Annotated in this window: 13 protein-coding genes and 3 tRNA genes; 4 read left to right on the forward strand and 12 right to left on the reverse strand. The window is 63.6% G+C overall.

All coding sequences use genetic code 11. The annotated features are described in order from the left end of the window. Positions 1-2: 2 nt before the first annotated feature. The gene (mnmH, locus tag ABIB42_RS13675) at positions 3-1,058 is read left to right on the forward strand and encodes a tRNA 2-selenouridine(34) synthase MnmH (RefSeq protein WP_429248516.1); all 1,056 of its coding nucleotides are present in this window, start codon (positions 3-5) and stop codon (positions 1,056-1,058) included. On the opposite strand, the gene ABIB42_RS13680 is transcribed toward mnmH, so the two are convergent. The 12 genes from ABIB42_RS13680 to ABIB42_RS13735 all read right to left on the reverse strand — a co-directional run bounded on the left by ABIB42_RS13680 (position 1,059) and on the right by ABIB42_RS13735 (position 15,355). Next, complete coding sequence (locus ABIB42_RS13680; protein WP_314434854.1) at positions 1,059-1,454, reverse strand: hypothetical protein; 396 nt, start codon at positions 1,452-1,454, stop codon at positions 1,059-1,061. Positions 1,455-1,651: 197 nt separating this feature from the next. After that, positions 1,652-3,571, reverse strand: a complete 1,920-nt coding sequence (locus tag ABIB42_RS13685; protein WP_429248492.1) for a SurA N-terminal domain-containing protein — start codon at positions 3,569-3,571, stop codon at positions 1,652-1,654. Between the two features lie 272 nt (positions 3,572-3,843). Continuing rightward, positions 3,844-3,920: transfer RNA gene (locus ABIB42_RS13690), tRNA-Asp, on the reverse strand. Positions 3,921-3,946: 26 nt separating this feature from the next. Further along, a tRNA-Asp gene (locus ABIB42_RS13695) sits at positions 3,947-4,023 on the reverse strand. Between the two features lie 82 nt (positions 4,024-4,105). Then, the gene (locus ABIB42_RS13700; protein ID WP_162819654.1) at positions 4,106-4,417 is read right to left on the reverse strand and encodes an HU family DNA-binding protein; all 312 of its coding nucleotides are present in this window, start codon (positions 4,415-4,417) and stop codon (positions 4,106-4,108) included. 167 nt (positions 4,418-4,584) lie between these two features. Then, entirely contained in the window at positions 4,585-6,999 is a 2,415-nt protein-coding gene (gene lon / locus ABIB42_RS13705) for an endopeptidase La (protein WP_005671142.1), read from the reverse strand. A 272-nt stretch (positions 7,000-7,271) separates the two neighbouring features. Next, on the reverse strand, positions 7,272-8,540 hold the full coding sequence (gene clpX, locus ABIB42_RS13710) for an ATP-dependent Clp protease ATP-binding subunit ClpX (protein ID WP_184236437.1): 1,269 nt from the start codon (positions 8,538-8,540) through the stop codon (positions 7,272-7,274). Between the two features lie 182 nt (positions 8,541-8,722). After that, positions 8,723-9,346 carry an ATP-dependent Clp endopeptidase proteolytic subunit ClpP gene (gene clpP, locus ABIB42_RS13715; RefSeq protein WP_005671146.1) on the reverse strand — a complete coding sequence of 208 codons (624 nt, stop codon included), beginning with the start codon at positions 9,344-9,346 and terminating at the stop codon, positions 8,723-8,725. Between the two features lie 70 nt (positions 9,347-9,416). Then, a complete protein-coding gene (gene tig / locus ABIB42_RS13720; RefSeq protein ID WP_005671148.1) occupies positions 9,417-10,757 on the reverse strand; it encodes a trigger factor in 1,341 nt (446 codons plus the stop codon). Between the two features lie 31 nt (positions 10,758-10,788). Then, positions 10,789-10,875: transfer RNA gene (locus ABIB42_RS13725), tRNA-Leu, on the reverse strand. A gap of 242 nt (positions 10,876-11,117) precedes the next feature. Further along, a complete protein-coding gene (locus ABIB42_RS13730; RefSeq protein ID WP_429248493.1) occupies positions 11,118-14,207 on the reverse strand; it encodes an efflux RND transporter permease subunit in 3,090 nt (1,029 codons plus the stop codon). Further along, positions 14,204-15,355, reverse strand: a complete 1,152-nt coding sequence (locus ABIB42_RS13735; protein ID WP_429248494.1) for an efflux RND transporter periplasmic adaptor subunit — start codon at positions 15,353-15,355, stop codon at positions 14,204-14,206. The genes ABIB42_RS13730 and ABIB42_RS13735 overlap by 4 nt, the downstream gene beginning before the upstream one ends. A gap of 142 nt (positions 15,356-15,497) precedes the next feature. Between ABIB42_RS13735 and hpnC the strand changes: the two genes are divergently transcribed. From hpnC to hpnE, 3 genes are all read left to right on the forward strand, one after another. Next, positions 15,498-16,307 carry a squalene synthase HpnC gene (hpnC, locus tag ABIB42_RS13740; RefSeq protein ID WP_273029554.1) on the forward strand — a complete coding sequence of 270 codons (810 nt, stop codon included), beginning with the start codon at positions 15,498-15,500 and terminating at the stop codon, positions 16,305-16,307. A gap of 108 nt (positions 16,308-16,415) precedes the next feature. Then, a complete protein-coding gene (gene hpnD / locus ABIB42_RS13745; protein ID WP_429248495.1) occupies positions 16,416-17,249 on the forward strand; it encodes a presqualene diphosphate synthase HpnD in 834 nt (277 codons plus the stop codon). Next, complete coding sequence (gene hpnE, locus ABIB42_RS13750) at positions 17,236-18,651, forward strand: hydroxysqualene dehydroxylase HpnE (protein ID WP_429248496.1); 1,416 nt, start codon at positions 17,236-17,238, stop codon at positions 18,649-18,651. Before hpnD ends, hpnE begins: the two co-directional genes overlap by 14 nt. Positions 18,652-18,666: the final 15 nt, after the last annotated feature.

The following is an 18,666-nucleotide window of genomic DNA, read 5'->3' on the forward strand; positions in this document are numbered from 1 at the left end:
GCATGAAGTATCCGGAAGTCCTGGGGTTCGACGCCCTGCTGCCGCAACTCGACGGATTCGATGCGATCATCGACGCGCGCAGCGAGGCCGAGTACGCCCTCGACCACATTCCCGGCGCGATCAATTGCCCGGTCCTGAACGACGAGCAGCGCATCCAGGTCGGCACGCTGTACAAGCAGGTCGGCGCGTTCGAAGCCAAGAAGGTCGGCGCGCCGATCGTCGCCCACAATATCGCGCGCCACATCGAAACGCTGTTCGCCGACAAACCGCGCGACTGGCGTCCGCTGGTGTATTGCTGGCGCGGCGGCAACCGCAGCGGCGCGATGGTGCATATCCTGGCGCGCATCGGCTGGCCGGTGGCGCAGCTCGAAGGCGGCTACAAGGCCTATCGCGCCCACGTGAGCACGGCGCTGGAGAATCCGCCCGAACTGAATTTTCGCGTCGTCTGCGGCACCACCGGCAGCGGCAAGAGCCGCTTGCTCGAAACGCTCGACGGCATCGGCGCCCAGGTGCTCGACCTTGAAAAGCTTGCCGCCCACCGCGGCTCGGTGCTGGGCCACCTGCCGAACGAACCGCAACCGACCCAGAAGATGTTCGAAAGCCTGGTGTGGGACAAGCTGCGCCGCTTCGACCCGAGCAAACCCGTGTTCGTCGAGTCCGAGAGCAAGAAGGTCGGCAACCTGCGCGTGCCGGGCTTGGTGATGGAGCGCATGCGCGCCTCGCCCTGTATCGCCGTCAACCTGTCGCGCCCGAACCGCGTGCGCCTGCTGATGGAAGACTACGAGCACTTCTGCGCCGATCCGTCGGCCCTCAACACCCAGCTCGATCACCTGGTGCAGCTCCACGGCCGCACGCAGATCGATGCCTGGCATGCGATGGCCAACGGCGGCGAAATGGCGGAACTGGTCGACCAGCTGCTGGCGCAGCACTACGATCCGGCCTACCTGCGCTCGATCGACCGCAACTTCGTGCGTTACCCGCAGGCCGACGTCCTGACGCTGGACGACATCGCACCGGACGACTTTCTGCAGGCGGCGCGCCGGCTGCACGCCGCCTAGCTAACTGGGTGCGCGACTGCGGTAGAAGTCGTCGCCGACGATCGCCCGCACCCGCTCGAGATTCCAGTACTCGGTGATGGCGTCGGCCGTGACGATCAATCCCTCGGGAGGGACCGCAGCGCCTGCCTCGCCCTGGAGCTCGAGCTGGATCATTACCTGCGCCCCGGGAGCGCCGGCCTGCCTGACGCAGCGCTGGATCGCCAGGGCGACTTCTGGTGTGAGAAAGGTCTGGGAAGACACGCAGAGCTTCTGGTTGTGGCATCCCCAGTCGTCGTCGACCACCCAGAAGTCAGCGCGCCCGAAAGCGTTTTCGTCGCCGAACCACTTGCAGGTGAGGACCAGGGCGTCATACAGGCGCTGCCAGCCCGGGTCGACCGAGTCCTCGTCGTCGTCCACGTATTTCTCCTTTCGGCGTCAAAGAGTTTGTCTCGTCATCATGGCGCAGCCAATCATGTTATTGACCTTCGACTTTTTGCAGAGTTCCTTCGTACACTATCGTTCGCTGTCAGGACGCGCCTGACCGGGACAGGCCGCCACAACGCAAAAAGCCCGGCTGCTCGCGCAGCCGGGCTTTTTGTCGTCCGACGATCTACTTACTGACTGTCGGTATTGGCGCCGAGTTCAGTCGGCTTGACGTTGATCTTCACCTTGGCCTTGGCCTTGAGCGCTTCGACGTAGTCATACATCTGCTGCTGGCCCACCAGGTTGCCGATCTGGTCGGATTCCTGCTTGCGGCGCGCCGTATCCGGCTGGGCCGGTTGCGACACCTTGCCGATGCGGTAGACGCCATACCCCTGGCCCGGCACCTCGACGCCGACATAGGCCGGCAGCTTGGTCACGTCGGCCTTCAGCACGGCGATCGCCGCGGTCTGGTTGATGGCCGGCTCCTTGGTACGCGACACGCTGACTGGCGCGCCGAAGCCGGTGGCGTCGCCAGACGCCTTGGCGGCATTCAGCTTCGCTTCGCCGGCGGCGCGCGCCAGGCGGCCCGCTTCTTCAAGGGTCACGCGCTGGCGGATCTGCGCTTCGACTTCAGCCAATGGACGCTTGGTGGCCGGACGGAACTCCACCACGCGGCCCGACACCAGCACGCTCGGCGCCACTTCGACCGCTTCGGTATTGCGCTTGTTCTTGATCGCGTCGGCGCTGAACAGGGCGGCCAGGAACTTGGCGTTGTTGATCGGCGAGTCGCCCAGCGCCGGATTCGGCGTGCGGGTCAGGTTGTCGGCGGTCTGGATCTGCAGCTTGAGCTTGTCGGCGACCGGCTTCAGGCTCTCGGACTGGTCATACGCGGTCTCGCTGAACACGCCGGCCAGTTCGGTGTACTTGGCCGCCATCTTCTGCTTCTTGAGGTCGGCGGCGATGTCGCCCTTGGCGTCGTCCAGCGAGCGCTGCGACGACGGCTTGACGCCGGTGACCTTGATGATGTGCCAGCCGAATTCCGACTGCACCAGGCCGCTCGTCTCGCCCTCTTTCAGCGCGTAGATCGAATCCTCGACCGACTTCACGAACAGGCCCTTCTCGACCACGCCCAGGTCGCCGCCCGACTGGGCCGAGCCCGGGTCTTGCGAATTGGCCTTGGCAATGGCGGCGAAGTTGTCCGGATTGGCGCGGACTTCGGCCAGCACCGATTCCGCCTTCTTCTTCGCGGCAGCCTGGTCGGCGGCGCTGGCGTCGCGCGACACCGTGATCAGGATGTGGCTCGCGCTGCGCTGCTCGGGCGTGGTGTAGTTCTTGAGGTTCTTGTTGTAGTAGTCGGTGACTTCGGCGTCGGTTACCTGCACCTGGTTCTCGACGGTCGACGCATCGAACACGACGTACTCGGCCTTTACCTGCTCAGGGATCTGGAACAGTTGCGCGTTCTTGTCGTAGTAGGCCTTGACCATCTCGTCGGTCACTTTCACCTGCGGCAGATAGGTCGACAGCGGGAACAGGACCTCTTGCACTTCGCGTTCCTGATCGTTGATGTCCGACAGGCGGTTGGCCACGGTGCGCGGCGCGAAGGCAGTTGCCTGGATCGAGCCCGACAGCTGCTGCACGGTCAGGTCACGGCGCAGGCGCTGGTCGAACATCTCAGGCGTCATGCCCTGCGCCGCCAGCGCGGCCTTGTAGCCTTCCATGTCGAAGCCACCGTCCGGCAGGCGGAACTGCTGGATGTCCATGATGGTCTTCTGCAGGGTCGCATCGCTCACGCTCATGTGCGCGCGGTTGATCTCGGCGTTGATGGCGCGCTCGGCCACCAGGTTGTTCAGGATCGCCTGCTTGGCTTCCGAGGTCTCGAACAGCTTCTGGTCGAACTGCGCACCCATCATCTGGCGCGCCTGGTCGATCTGGCGGCGCTGCGCGTCTTCCCATTCCTGCTGGGTGATCTTCTGGCCATCGACGGTGGCGACACCGGCGCCGCCATCGTTGCTCTGGTAACTTTCCATCCCCACGAACACGAACGAGGGAACGATCAAGAGCAGCAGGATCCCGTACATCCAGCGCTTGTGGGTCCGAATAAATTCAAACATGGTCAGCCATTCAAGGTTGAGAATGCATTATGAGCCGATCCCAGTAGGTGGGAGTCGCTCCTGGCGCGCCTGGCAAGCGTGGGCAGCGTTGCTCGTCGTTGCATGGCCCGCCATGCGGCCTCCTCGCGCCTTGCCCACGCGTGCCATGCATCGCCATGAGCTTCCCCCCACCTACTGGGATCGGCTCACGCACAAGTTAAAAAAAAAGGCGAACTTGCGTTCGCCCCTTCTTGCGGAGCTACCCTTCAGGGCACTCCATACTACTCGAATTCTGGCGGAGCGGACGGGGCTCGAACCCGCGACCCCCGGCGTGACAGGCCGGTATTCTAACCAACTGAACTACCGCTCCAGACTTTCGTCATCGCGTTTATTTGGTGGCGGAGCGGACGGGGCTCGAACCCGCGACCCCCGGCGTGACAGGCCGGTATTCTAACCAACTGAACTACCGCTCCAGCAAATAAACACTACAACAAGCATCAGGATGGATACGACGTTATCCTGTTGCTTTCTACGCTTGTCATCGCGAAGAAGGCATTAGTTTACAGCATCTTTCAGCGCTTTACCAGCCTTAAATTTCGGAACCTTCGCAGCCTTGATCTTGATGGGTTCCTTGGTGCGTGGATCGCGGCCGGTACGCGCTGCGCGCTCGCCCACGGTGAAGGTGCCGAAACCGACCAGCGTGACGCTGTCGTTCTTCTTCAGGCTTTCGGTGACCGCTTCGATCATGGCGTCGAGTGCACGCGTCGCCGAGGCCTTCGTAATGTCCGCGGACTTCGCGATTTCTTCGATCAGTTCTGTCTTGTTCACTCGTTTCCTCGTTTTCGTTCGTGACGCACACCGCGCCATTGCTGCAAAAGTGCAAGCGCATATTAAACAAGGGCAACATAGGGATGTCAAGCGAGGCGGGTCGAGGACGGCTTCGGTCGATCGGCAACGGCGCCCGTCAATACAGGCGGTGCGGGCAAAAAAACAGGCGCCGCATGGGCGCCTGATTCATGAACTACGCGACGTGCTTAGTGCTTGACCACTTCGCCCTGCCCTTCGCTCGGGGCCGGCGCCACGGCGACCGCAGGCACATCGGACAGCGCTTCCGGCTGGCGTTCCAGCGCCACCTCGAGGACCTTTTCGATCCAGCGCACCGGCACGATCTCGAGCTTGTTCTTGACGTTGTCCGGGATCTCGGCCAGGTCCTTCACGTTCTGCTCGGGGATCAGGACCGTCTTGATGCCGCCGCGATGCGCCGCCAGCAGCTTCTCTTTCAGGCCGCCGATCGGCAGCACCTCGCCGCGCAGCGTGATCTCGCCCGTCATCGCCACGTCGGCGCGCACCGGGATGCCGGTGAAGGCCGAGACCAGCGCGGTCGTCATGCCGATGCCGGCGGACGGACCGTCCTTCGGCGTCGCGCCTTCCGGCACGTGGATGTGGATGTCGGTCTTCTCGAACACTTCGTTCTTGATGCCGAAGCGCTGTGCGCGCGAACGCACCACGGTGCGGGCGGCCTCGATCGATTCCTTCATCACGTCGCCCAGCGTGCCGGTGCGGATGATGCCGCCTTTACCCGGGACGTTGACCGCTTCGATGGTCAACAGGTCGCCGCCGACTTCGGTCCAGGCCAGGCCGACCACCTGGCCGATCTGGTTGTCCTTCTCGGCCACGCCGAAGTCGTAGCGGCGCACGCCCAGGAATTTATCCAGGTTCTTGGCGCTCACGATCACGCGCTTCTCGGCCGCTGTCGAACCCTTCTTCAGCAGCAGCATCTTGACCACCTTGCGGCAGATCTTCGACACTTCGCGCTCGAGCGAACGCACGCCGGCTTCGCGGGTGTAATAGCGGATGATGTCGCGGATCGCCGACTCTTCGACCTTGATCTCGTCTTCCTTCAGGCCGTTGTTCTTCATCTGCTTCGGCAGCAGGTAGCGCTGGGCGATCGAGGTCTTCTCGTCTTCGGTGTAACCCGACAGGCGAATGACTTCCATCCGGTCCAGCAGCGCCGGCGGGATGTTGAACGAGTTCGAGGTCGCCACGAACATCACGTCCGACAGGTCGAAGTCGACTTCCAGGTAGTGGTCCGAGAAGGTGTGGTTCTGTTCCGGGTCCAGCACCTCGAGCAGGGCCGACGACGGGTCGCCACGGAAGTCCGCGCCCATCTTGTCGATCTCGTCGAGCAGGAACAGCGGATTGCGCACGCCGACCTTGGCCAGCGACTGCAGCACCTTGCCCGGCATCGAGCCGATATAGGTGCGGCGGTGGCCGCGGATCTCGGCTTCGTCGCGCACGCCGCCCAGCGCCATGCGCACGAACTTGCGGTTCGTGGCGCGGGCGATCGACTGACCCAAGGACGTCTTACCAACACCAGGAGGACCGACGAAGCACAGGATCGGCGCCTTCAGCTTGTCGACGCGCTGCTGCACCGCGAGGTATTCCAGGATGCGTTCCTTGATCTTGTCGAGGCCATAGTGGTCCTGCTCGAGCACGTTCTGGGCGTTCTCGAGGTCGGCGGTAACTTTCGACTTCTTCTTCCATGGCAGCGACACCAGGGTATCGATGTAGTTGCGCACCACGGTGGCTTCGGCCGACATCGGCGACATCAGCTTGAGCTTGCGAATCTCGGCCTGGGCTTTTTCCAGGGCTTCCTTCGGCATCTTGGCGGCGATGACTTTCTTTTCGAGCTCCTCGATGTCGGCGCCCTCTTCGCCTTCGCCCAACTCCTTCTGGATCGCCTTGACCTGTTCGTTCAGGTAGTACTCGCGCTGCGATTTTTCCATCTGGCGCTTGACGCGGCCACGGATGCGCTTCTCGACCTGCAGGATGTCCAGTTCGCCTTCCAGCTGGCCGAGCAGATGCTCCAGGCGCTTGGCGACGTTGAAGATCTCGAGGATCACCTGCTTTTGCTCGAGCTTGAGCGGCAGGTGGGCGGCGACGGTATCGGCCAGGCGGCCGGCGTCGTCGATGCCGGCCAGCGAAGCCAGGATCTCGGGCGGAATCTTTTTATTCAGTTTGACGTACTGGTCGAACTGCTGGACGATCGCACGGCGCATCGCTTCGACTTCGGAATCGTCGCCGATTTCCGAATTGAGCGGCGTGAGGTCGGCCACGAAATGGGTGGCGCCATCGGTAATATTATCGATGCGCGCGCGCTGGGAACCTTCCACCAGCACCTTCACGGTGCCGTCCGGGAGTTTCAGCATTTGCAGAATATTGGCCACGCAGCCGATCTCGTAGATGTCTGCGGCTGAGGGTTCGTCCTTGGCGGCGGCCTTCTGGGCAGCCAGCATGATGCTCTTGCCCTGCTCCATTGCGGCTTCGAGCGCCTTGATGGATTTTGGACGGCCGACGAACAGAGGTATCACCATATGCGGGAACACAACCACATCGCGCAACGGCAGAAGCGGCAGCGTCGTTTGCTCGGTTAATTTCGAAGTTGTCATGGCATACCTTATAGAAAGCGTGTTGCTGAACTTGGGCGCTGGGCAGTGAAAACACAAGGGCCACCCAGCGAAAATATTTTCTACAAGTAAAAAAGTTTCAACTTGCCGAAGAATATAGCCGTTCCAATAAAAGCGCCGTTAAAAACGAAAAAGCCACCGCGCGGCGCGCCGCGAGTGGCTTTTCGATTGAAGCCGAAGTCTTTTATTGAGATTGATTGTACCTAGTTAAGTCCGCACGGCAAGCCTTTTTGTAGCGTGCGTGCGGGCTTTTTTCAGTTCTCTCCCGATGCCTTCGCGGTTTCGCTATAAATCAGCAAAGGTTTCGCGCCATTCGTGATCGTATTTTCATCGATGACGACTTTCACGACATTCTGCTGGCTTGGCAATTCATACATCACGTCCAGCAGCGCGTGTTCGAGGATCGAACGCAGGCCGCGTGCGCCGGTCTTGCGCGCCAGCGCCTTCTTGGCGATCGCATGCAGGGCGGCGGGACGAATTTCCAGCTCGGCGCCTTCCATCTCGAGCAGCTTCGAATACTGCTTGATCAGCGCGTTCTTCGGCTCGACCAAGATCTGGATCAGCGCTTCTTCGGTCAGTTCCGACAGCGCGGCCACCACCGGCAGGCGGCCGACCAGCTCGGGGATGAGACCGAACTTGATCAGATCTTCCGGCTCGGCTTCGAGCAGGATCTCGGCGTTGTAGTCGTCGTTCTGGCTCTTGACCGTGGCGCCGAAACCGATGCCGCTCTTGATCGAACGGTTCTGGATCACCTTGGCCAGGCCATCGAAGGCGCCGCCGCAGATGAACATGATGTTGGTCGTGTCGATCTGCACGAAGTCCTGGTTCGGATGCTTGCGGCCACCCTGCGGCGGCACCGACGCCATCGTGCCCTCGATCAGCTTGAGCAGCGCCTGCTGCACGCCTTCGCCCGAGACGTCGCGGGTGATCGATGGGTTGTCGGACTTGCGCGAAATCTTGTCGATCTCGTCGATGTAGACGATGCCGCGCTGCGCCTTTTCGACTTCATAGTTGCAGCTCTGCAGCAGCTTCTGGATGATGTTCTCGACGTCCTCGCCGACATAACCGGCTTCGGTCAGCGTGGTCGCGTCGGCGATCACGAACGGCACGTTGAGCATGCGCGCCAGGGTCTGGGCCAGCAGGGTCTTGCCGGAGCCGGTCGGGCCCACGAGCAGAATATTGCTCTTGGCCAGTTCGACTTCGTCTTTCTTGCCCAGGTGCTTGAGGCGCTTGTAATGGTTGTACACCGCCACCGACAGGATACGCTTGGCCGTTTGCTGGCCGATCACGTACTGGTCGAGCAGTTCGGTGATTTCGTGTGGCGTCGGCAGGTCGGACTTGGCGCCCGCCACCGTTTCGACGTTCGACGTTTCATCGCGGATGATGTCGTTGCACAGGTCGATGCATTCATCGCAGATGAACACCGACGGTCCCGCGATCAGCTTCTTGACTTCGTGCTGGCTCTTTCCGCAGAAGGAGCAGTACAGAAGTTTTTCGCCGCTGGAGGATTTTTTGTCTGACATGGGGGCAGGACTCTATTGAATTGCTGTGAATATAACGCTTATACACGTACGCAACAAGTGCGAATGTTACACGCTGACGAGGCAGCGCAACTTGTGCACGTACGAACATGCTACCCGAAATAAAAAACAAACGCCCGAACGTGATCGCGTCCGGGCGTTTTTTTCCAACACCTCTAAGAGGTTCAGGCTTGGCCGCGGCTGGTCAGGACCTTGTCGATCATGCCATATTCGACGGATTCTTCCGCGGACATGAAGCGGTCGCGGTCGGTATCCTTGTGGATCTGCTCGATGCTCTGGCCGGTGTTGTCGGCCATGATGCGCGCCAGGCGCTCGCGCAGGTACAGGATTTCCTTGGCCTGAATTTCGATATCCGACGCCATGCCCTGCGATCCGCCCGATGGCTGGTGGATCATGACGCGCGAGTTCGGCAGCGAGAAGCGCTTGCCCTTGGCGCCGGCGGCCAGCAGGAAGGCGCCCATCGACGCGGCCAGACCCGTGCACAGGGTCGAGACGTCGGGCTTGATGAAGTTCATCGTGTCGAAGATCGCCAGGCCCGCCGAGACGGAACCGCCCGGGGAATTAATGTAGAGCGAAATATCCTTGTCAGGATTTTCACTTTCCAGGAACAGCATCTGGGCGACGATCAGGTTCGCCATCTGGTCGTTGACAGGACCGACCAGGAAGATCACGCGCTCCTTCAAGAGGCGCGAATAGATGTCATAGGCGCGCTCGCCGCGGCCACTCTGTTCGATCACCATCGGCACCATGCCGAGTGCTTGTGTATCCAATGCCGGATTACGAATCATACCTGTCTCGTTCCTTATAAAGAGGCCATTGAAAAAAATGCCGGCCCTGGAGGCCGGCAAGTTCGATTCTTCAGGCCTGTGGGACGCTGCCCATCAGTTCATCGAAAGCGATGGTCGTGGTCGACACTTTCGCCTTGCCGAGTACATAGTTGACGACGTTTTCTTCCAATACAAGAGCTTCGACTTCACCCAGGCGACGACGGTCGCTGAAGTAGTACTTCAGGACTTCTTTCGGATCTTCGTAGCTTTGCGAGAAGTCTTCGATCTGGGCCTTCACCTGCTCTTGGGTAGCTTGCAGGTTGTTGTCGGCGACCAGTTGCGACAGGATCAGGCCCAGGCGCACGCGGCGCTCTGCCTTGTCCTTGAACATCTCGGCCGGGAATGGCAGCTTGGACACGTCCATGCCGCGCTGCGCCATGTCCTGGCGGGTCATTTCGGCCAGGCGTTCCGAATCTTGCTCGATCATGACTTGCGGCACGTCCAGTTCGGTCGACTTGACCAGGGCGTCCATCACGGCTTCCTTGTTACGTGCTTTGACACGGGCGCGCACTTCGCGTTCCAGGTTGACCTTGATGTCTTCGCGCATTTTGTCGATCGAGCCGTCTTCGATGCCCAGCGATTGGGCGAATTCGGCGTCGACTTCCGGCAGGTGCGCCCACTCCAGGGCCTTCAGGGTGATGGTGAACTCGGCGGTTTTACCTGCCACGTCCTTGCCATGGTAATCCTCAGGGAAGGCCAGCGGGAAAGTCTTGCTTTCGCCGACTTTCAGGCCCACGGTCGCGGCTTCGAATTCCGGCAGCATGCGGCCTTCGCCCAGCACGAAGGCGTAGTCTTCAGCCTTGCCGCCAGCGAATTCGACGCCGTCCAGGGTGCCGACGAAGTCGACGGTCACGCGGTCGCCGTTGGCAGCCACGGCTTCGCCGCCGGTGCCGTGCTCGCCTGCCTCACCTTTGGTGTGGTAGTGCACGCGCTGCTTGCGCAGGATGTCGATGGTCTTGTCGATCTCGACGTCGCTGACGTCGGTCGAAACGGTTTCGACTTCGACGGCAGCCAGGTCGCCGATCACGACTTCCGGGTACACTTCGAAGGTGGCGTCGAAGGACAGGGTGCCTTCAGGCGCATCTTGCTTCGGTTCGATTTTCGGGAAACCGGCAACGCGCAGTTCGTTCTCGACGGCGGCGTCGTTGAAAGCGCGGCCGACCTTGTCGTTCAGCACGTCGGTTTCGATCTGGTAGCCGTACTGGGCAGCAACCATCTTCAGGGGCACTTTACCTGGACGGAAGCCCGGCGCGCGGGCCGTCTTGGCCTGCTGTTTCAGGCGCTTTTCGACTTCGGTACGGACGTCAGCGACCGGAAAAGAGATCGTCAAGCGACGCTCGAGTTTACCCAGGGTTTCGACTGCAGTTGCCATTGTAAAAATCGTCCAAAAAAATAATTATTCGTGGTGCGAGGAGGGGGACTCGAACCCCCACACCATTGCTGGCGTCAGGACCTAAACCTGGTGCGTCTACCAATTTCGCCATCCTCGCTCAGGATTGCATAATTGCCACAAAAACAAAGGACGACCGACAGTGAAACCGGCCGCCCTGCACTCCAATGTTTAGGGGCTACAACTTCAAACGATTATTTTACTGGAATTTCTGACACTATTGGGCATCATTTTTAGGAGTGCGGGGTATCGCGCAATGAATCTTGCAGCTCATTCGTATATCGGACGCGTGGACGGCGAACCTCCCACCCTGCCCCGTCCACCCTGCCCCGCCCACGCCAGTCACGACTCCGGCTTCTTGACGCGGAACCAGGTCGCATACAAGGCCGGCAAGAACAGCAAGGTCAACGCCGTGGCCACGATCAGGCCGCCCATGATCGCCACCGCCATCGGCCCCCAGAACGTCGACCTCGACAGCGGGATCATGGCCAGCGCCGCGGCGGCGGCCGTCAACAGGATCGGCCGGCAACGCCGCACCGCCGATTCCACGATCGCATCCCATGGATGGCTGCCATTCGCGATGTCGTGCTCGATCTGGTCGACCAGGATCACCGAGTTGCGGATGATCATCCCGAACAGCGCGATCACGCCAAGATTGGCGACGAAGCCGAACGGCCGATCCAGGATCAGGAGCGCCATCGCCGCACCCGCCACGCCCAGCGGACCGGTGAGGAACACCAGCAGCGAACGCGAGAAGCTGTGCAGCTGCAGCATCAGCAAGGTAAAGGTGATGAACAGCACCAGCGGCACATTGGCCATGATCGAGGCCTCCGCCTCGGAGCTGTCGGCTGCGGCGCCCTCCACCGTCACGCGGTAGCCGGCCGGCAACTTGGACCGGATATCGGCGAGTCTGGCGTCGACCTGGTCGGTCACGGTCGGCCCCTGGATGCCCTCCACCACGTCGGACTGCACCATGATCGCCCACTCGCGGCCCTCGCGCCAGACCACGCCCGGCTCCCACACGAACTGCACCCGCGCGACCTGGCTGATGGTGACGGCGCGTCCGCCGGCGGTCGGCACCAGGGCTTCCTGCAGGCGGGTGATGGTCGAACGCTCTTCCAGCGGCTGGCGCACCACCATGTCGATCAGGCGGTTCGATTCGCGGAACTGGCCGATCGGGGTGCCGCTCAGGGTGGTCTGCACCACGCGCCGCACCTGTTGCGAGGTCACGCCCAGCGCGCGCAGCTTGTCCTGGTCGAGGTCCAGGCGCAGCACCTTGACCGATTCGTTCCAGTTGTCGTTCACGCCCAGCGTGTTCGGGTTGGCGGCCATCACTTCCTTGACCTGGTCGGCGATGGTCCGCACCATGCCGATGTCCGGCCCCAGCACCTGGAACTGCACCGGGTACGGCACCGGCGGCCCGTTCGGCAGCAGTTTCACGCGACCGCGCACCTCGGGGAAGTCGGTCTTGAACACCTCGATGATCTTCATGCGCAGGCGCTCGCGCGCTTCCGCATCGACGGGCAGCACCACCAGCTGCGAGACGTTCGACTGCGCGAAGATCTGGTCCAGCGGCAGGTAGAAGCGCGGACTGCCGGTGCCGACGTAGCTCGTCACGCTCTGCACGCCCTCCTGCTTCGCCAGGAAGGCCTCGAAGCGCTTCACGACGGCTTCGTTGGCGGCGAAGCTGGTGCCTTCGGGCGACCACATCTCGACCATCAGCTCGGGCCGGCTCGAATCCGGGAAGAACTGCTTTTCGATGAAATTGAAGCCGAACACGCCCAGCGCGAACACGCCCAGGCTCAGCGCGATCGTGGTTTTTCTCCACTCGACGCAGCGGTGCACCAGGCGCCGGAAGCGCTGGTAGCCGGGCGTGTCGAACACGTCGTGATGACCGCCCTCGCCGGCGGCATGCGGCTTGACCTTCAGCAGCAGGAAGCCGATGTACGGGGTGAACGTCACCGCCACCACCCACGAGATCAGCAGCGCCAGCCCGTTCACCGAGAACATCGTAAACGTGTATTCGCCGGCCGCCGACTCGGCCAGGCCGATCGGCAGGAAGCCCGCCGCCGTGATCAGGGTCCCGGTCAGCATCGGCATCGCGGTCGAGGTATAGGCGAAGGTGGCCGCCTCGAAGCGCGACAGCCCCTCTTCCATCTTGCGCACCATCATCTCCACCGCGATGATGGCGTCGTCCACCAGGAGGCCCAGGGCGATGATCAGGGCGCCGAGCGAAATCTTGTGCAGCGAAATGTCCAGCATGCGCATGAACAGGAAGGTAATCGCCAGCACCAGCGGGATCGATAGCGCCACCACCAGGCCCGGATACACGTCCACGCGCCACTTCGGCTTGGTATGCAGGCCCAGGGCCAGGAAGGAGACGATCAGCACGATCACCACCGCCTCGATCAGCACCTTGACGAATTCGCCGACCGAAGCCGTCACCGCCTGCGGCTGGTCGGCCACCCGTTCGAGCTCGATGCCGACCGGCAGCTGCGAACGGATGCGGTCCACCGTTTCGGTCAAGCCTTCACCCATGGTGATGATGTTGCCGCCCTTTTGCATCGACACGCCGAGGCCGATCACTTCCTTGCCATTGAAGCGCATCTTCTCCGCCGGCGGGTCCTGGTAGCCGCGCTTGACGGTGGCGAAGTCGCCCAGGCGGAAGGTGGTGCCGCCGGCGCGCAATTGCAGGTCCTCGATCTGGCCCAGCGTGCGCAGCGCGCCCGTCACCCGCACCTGCAGGTTGTCGCTCGGCGTCACCAGCACGCCGCTGGCTTCGATCTCGTTCTGGGTCGCGATCTGGTTGACGATCTGCTCGAACGGCACGCCCAGCTGGGCGAACTTCTTGCTCGAAAATTCGATGTACACCTTCTCGTCCTGCACCCCGAACTGCTCGACCTTGGCCACCAGCGGCACGCGCAGCAGTTGCTGGCGCACGAAGTCGGCATAGTCGCGCATCTCGGCGTAGGTGAAGCCGTCGCCCGACAGCGCGAAGATGGAGCCGTAGGTGTCGCCGAATTCATCGTTGAAGAACGGTCCGATCACGCCCTGCGGCAGGGTGCCGGCGATATCGCCGATCTTCTTGCGCACCTGGTACCACGCCGGCGAGGTTTCGGACGGCGGCGTCGATTCGCGCAGCTCGAGGATGATGGTGGTCTCGCCCGGCTTGGAAAAGCTGCGGATCGTGTGGATATAGGGCGTCTCCTGGAGCTTGCGTTCCAGCGGGTCGGTCACCTGCTCGGCCATCTGCAGCGCGGTGGCGCCCGGCCACACGGCGCGCACCACCATCGCGCGGAAGGTGAAGGGCGGATCCTCGTCCTGGCCCAGCTCGAAGTAACTGAGGATCCCGAACAGCATGCAGGCGGCGATCAGGAAACGCGTGAGCGGAATGTGCTCCAGCGCCCAGCGCGACAGGTTGAAGCCCTTCATTTGCGGCCCTCGCCGGATACGAGCGCTTCGGTGTCGGCGCGGCGCGAGACGTCAGCGGTCAGGATGCGCACCTTCTGGCCATTCTTCAGCAGGTTGACGCCGGCGGTGACGACTTTCTGGCCGGCGCTGATTTGCCCACCGAGCTGGCCCGTCACCAGCACGTCATTGCGCACCTGCCCGACCACCTGCACCGGCACCAGCTTGACGGCGCCGTTCTCGACGATCCAGACGGCGCTGGCGCCCTTCTGCTGCACCAGCGCGGTCAAGGGCAGGCGCAGGCCGGCCGCGCCATTGCCGCTCGTCGCCAGTTCGACGGTCGCGGTCATGCCCAGCCGTACTTCGGCGCTCTCGGGAATCGCCACTTTCACCGTATAGGTACGGGTGGCAGGATCGGCCACCGGCGACACCTCGCGGATCTTGCCGGGGATCGCCACGGCCTCGTTGGCCCACAGGCGCACGGTGACGTCGCTGGCCGCGCGCAGCTGACCGACCTTGTCTTCGGGGATGCCGATCACCACTTCCTTCTCGACCGTGCGCGCCACGCGCACCACCGGGCTGCCCGGTTGCACCACCTGCCCCACTTCGGCCTCGATGGCGGTCACCACGCCGTCGGCGTCGGCCGTCAGGCTCGTATAGTTGGACTGGTTGGCCTGGCCGCGCAGGCCGGCGCGGGCGGCGTCGACATTGGCCTGGGCCGCCTTCAGGGCGCTCTGCTTGGTGTCGAGCACGGCCTGGCTGACGAAATTCTGGGCGCGCAGGTCGACGTGGCGCTTGTAGTCGGCGCGCGCCAGATCGCGCTCGGTCTCGGCCGCGCGCAGGGTGGCCCTGGCCTGGGTTTCGGCCAGGCGCAGGTCTTGCGGGTCGAGCCGCATCAGCACGTCGCCGCGCTTGACCGTGGCGCCGACGTCCACCTTGCGCTCGACGATCTTGCCGCCGACCCGGAAACCGAGCTGCGACTCGTAGCGTGGGCGCACGTCGCCGGAGAACTCCAGGCGCTCACCCGCGCTATCGACGGCCAGGGTGGTCACGCGCACCGGACGCACGTCTTCGGGCGGCGGGGCGGGCTTGGAACAGGCGAGGAGCGCGGCGGCGGCAAGCGGCGCCAGCACGGCCGCGCGCAGGGCGGAAGAAGAAAATCGGGAAAACACAGTGGCAATCCTTTGGCTGATCTTGCGGCGTCTCGGGCCGGAGCTGGCTGCGCATGAGGGGTACATAAGCGCCAGTTTGTATTCCAGCAATTATAATCATGCAAATAGATAAATCAGATGACTTTAGAGTCATCCGTCCAAAATGGCCGTAGACCACTACGAAAACTTTCCTGTCGCCTCGATCCTGCTGCCGCGCCGCCTGGTGCCGGCGGTCGAGGCGATCTATGCCTTCGCACGCAGCGCCGACGACCTGGCCGACGAAGGCCATGCCACGCCGGATGAGCGGCTGGCCGCCCTTGAAGCCTACGAACGTGAATTGGACCTGATCGACGTCGGCGCGAAGTCGTCGAATCCGATGTTCGCCCGTCTGGCCGGCGTCGTCGCCCAGTATCGCCTGCCGCTGGACCCGATGCGCGACCTGCTGTCGGCCTTCAAGCAGGACGTCGTCACCCAGCGCTATGCCGACTATGCCGGCCTGCTCGATTACTGCCGCCGCTCCGCCGATCCGGTCGGGCGCCTGATGCTGGCGCTGTATGGCGCCGACGACGCCGATAACGTGCGCGACGCCGACGCCATCTGCAGCGCGCTGCAGCTGACGAACTTCTTGCAGGACGTGGCGATCGACCTCGAGAAGGGCCGCATTTATCTTCCGCTGGAGGACCTGGCGCGCTTCAAGGTGAGCGAGGCGGCGCTGCGCGCCGGCACGGTCGACGCCCCGTTCCAGGCCCTGATGCGCTTCGAGGTCGAGCGCACCCGCGCGCTGATGCTGTCCGGCGCTCCGCTGGCCAAGCGCCTGCCGGGCCGGATCGGCTGGGAGCTGCGGATGGTGGTCCAGGGCGGCCTGCGCATCCTCGACCGCATCGAACAGGCCGGCTACGACGTGTTCCGGCGCCGTCCGGTGCTGTCGGCGCCCGACTGGTTCATGGTCGGCTGGGGCGCATTACGTATGTAATAACCCTTCGGGCAACCCCGATTTCACGCTCATCGGATAAGATAGCGGATTGACAGCGCGCCGGGACCCGATCCGGCCGCGCCCCGACCAGCATTTCACGACGATTTCATGTCTCCAGACGAATACTGCCAGCAAAAGACCGTCCAGAGCGGATCCAGTTTCTACTACAGCTTCCTGTTTCTTCCGCCCGAGCGCCGGCGCGCGATCACGGCGCTGTACGCCTTCTGCCGCGAAGTCGACGACACCGTCGACGAGGCCACCGACGGCTCGGTGGCGCGCATCAAGCTGGCCTGGTGGCGCACCGAGGTCTCGAAGATGTATTTGGGCACCCCGACCCACCCGGTGATGCTGGCCCTGCAGCCGCACGTCGCCACCTATCAACTGGAAGAAAAACACCTGCTGGCCATCGTCGACGGCATGGAGATGGACCTCGACCAGAGCCGCTACCTCGACTACCCCGGCCTGCAGCGCTATTGCTGGCACGTGGCGGGCGTGGTCGGCATCCTGTCGGCCAGCATCTTCGGCTACACCAATCCGCAGACCCTGGCGTATGCCGAAAAGCTCGGCCTGGCGTTCCAGCTGACGAACATCATCCGCGACGTCGGCGACGATGCGCGCAAGGGCCGCATCTACCTGCCGGTCAACGACCTGCAGCAGTTCGGCGTCACCGCCAACGGGCTGCTCAAGCTGCAGCACAGCGACAAGTTCGAAGCGCTGATGCGCTTCCAGGCCGAGCGCGCGCAAACCATCTACGACGAGGCCCTGGCCCTGCTGCCGAAGGAAGACCGGCGCGCCCAGCGTCCCGGCCTGATGATGGCCGCCATCTACCGCACCCTGCTGGACGAGATCCAGCGCGACGGTTTCCACGTGCTCAACCAGCGCATCTCGCTCACGCCGCTGCGCAAACTGTGGCTGGCGTGGAAGACCTATGTCCGCACCTAGCATGCGGGTTGCGGTTGCCGGCGGCGGCTGGGCCGGCTGCGCGGCGGCGGTCGAGCTGGCGCGCCAGGGCTGCCAGGTGACCTTGTACGAGGCTGCCCGCAGCCTGGGCGGGCGCGCGCGCGGCGTCGAAGTGCGCGGCGTGGAACTGGACAATGGCCAGCACATCCTGCTGGGCGCCTACCGCGCATCGCTGCGCCTGATGAAACAGGTGGGCGTCGACGAAAAGACCGCATTCCTGCGCCTGCCGGTCCAGATGCGCTATCCCGCGGGGGGCGACGGCATGGACTTCGCCGCGCCGCGCCTGCCGGCGCCGCTGCACCTGGCGTTCGCCCTGCTGCGCGCCAAGGGCCTCGAGCGCGCCGACAAGCTGGCCCTGGCCCGCTTCAACAGCGCCGGGCGCTGGATGGGCTGGCAGCTGAACGACGACTGCACGGTGCTCGAGCTGCTCGAGCGTTTCGACCAGACCGAACGACTGACACGCTTGATGTGGCGCCCGCTGTGCATCGCGGCCCTGAACACGCCGCCGGAACGCGCCTCGGCCAATGTGTTCCTGGCGGTGCTGCGCGACAGCCTGGGCGCCAGCCGGCGCGCGGCCTCCGACATGCTGCTGCCGCGCCTGCCGATGGGGGCGCTGTTCCCGGAACCGGCCGGCGCCTGGCTCGAACGCCAGGGTCGAGGTCATTCTGTGCGCCTGGGAGTGAAGGTCGCGGGCATCAAGCGCGAGGGCGACGGCTGGCAGGTGGAGCCCGGCGGCGACCTGCCGGCCGAGCGCTTCGACGCCGTGGTGCTGGCCACGCCGGCGCCGGTGAGCGCCGCGCTGCTGGCGGGGCTCACCGAAGCCGCCGAGGTGGCCGGCCTGCTCGCGGCCTTCACCCACGAACCGATCGCCACCTGCTACCTGCAATACGCGCCCGGCACCCGGCTCGCGCTGCCGTTCTACGCGCTGCTGGACGACCCTGCGGCACACCGCTGGGGCCAGTTCGTGTTCGACCGCGCCCAGCTGGATGCGGCCCAGGACGGCCTGCTGGCGGTGGTGGTCAGCGCCGCCGGCGACGCGGCGACCCTGCCGCGCGAGCAGCTGGCAGCAGCCATCGCCTCTCAACTGGCCCAGGATTTCGGACGGCCGGAACTGGCGAATCCGACCTGGACCCAGCTGATCACCGAGAAACGCGCGACCTTCAGCTGCACACCCGGACTAGTGCGGCCAGGCAACACCACTGCCCTGCCCGGTCTGGTGCTGGCCGGCGACTACACGGCCAGCGACTACCCGGCCACCCTGGAAACGGCGGTGCGCAGCGGCCAGGCGGCGGCGACGGCCATCCGTGCCTACGGCGCCCTGCCCCGCGAAAAGCGCAGCCTGTCGCACACCCATGGCGCCGCATCAGGCGATTCCGTAAGGTAGCAGCATCAAAAACCG

The sequence above is a fragment of the Massilia sp. UYP32 genome (assembly GCF_050434365.1).
Taxonomy (GTDB): domain Bacteria; phylum Pseudomonadota; class Gammaproteobacteria; order Burkholderiales; family Burkholderiaceae_D; genus Telluria; species Telluria timonae.

What these genes read in the sequence shown, in the direction of transcription:
- mnmH (WP_429248516.1), top strand. Translation starts at nt 3, where the DNA reads ATGAAGTATCCGGAAGTCCTGGGGTTCGACGCCCTGCTGCCGCAACTC.
- ABIB42_RS13685 (WP_429248492.1), bottom strand. Translation starts at nt 3,571, where the DNA reads ATGTTTGAATTTATTCGGACCCACAAGCGCTGGATGTACGGGATCCTG.
- ABIB42_RS13700 (WP_162819654.1), bottom strand. Translation starts at nt 4,417, where the DNA reads ATGGCGCGGTGTGCGTCACGAACGAAAACGAGGAAACGAGTGAACAAG.
- lon (WP_005671142.1), bottom strand. Translation starts at nt 6,999, where the DNA reads ATGACAACTTCGAAATTAACCGAGCAAACGACGCTGCCGCTTCTGCCG.
- clpX (WP_184236437.1), bottom strand. Translation starts at nt 8,540, where the DNA reads ATGTCAGACAAAAAATCCTCCAGCGGCGAAAAACTTCTGTACTGCTCC.
- clpP (WP_005671146.1), bottom strand. Translation starts at nt 9,346, where the DNA reads ATGATTCGTAATCCGGCATTGGATACACAAGCACTCGGCATGGTGCCG.
- tig (WP_005671148.1), bottom strand. Translation starts at nt 10,757, where the DNA reads ATGGCAACTGCAGTCGAAACCCTGGGTAAACTCGAGCGTCGCTTGACG.
- ABIB42_RS13730 (WP_429248493.1), bottom strand. Translation starts at nt 14,207, where the DNA reads ATGAAGGGCTTCAACCTGTCGCGCTGGGCGCTGGAGCACATTCCGCTC.
- hpnC (WP_273029554.1), top strand. Translation starts at nt 15,498, where the DNA reads ATGGCCGTAGACCACTACGAAAACTTTCCTGTCGCCTCGATCCTGCTG.
- hpnD (WP_429248495.1), top strand. Translation starts at nt 16,416, where the DNA reads ATGTCTCCAGACGAATACTGCCAGCAAAAGACCGTCCAGAGCGGATCC.
- hpnE (WP_429248496.1), top strand. Translation starts at nt 17,236, where the DNA reads ATGTCCGCACCTAGCATGCGGGTTGCGGTTGCCGGCGGCGGCTGGGCC.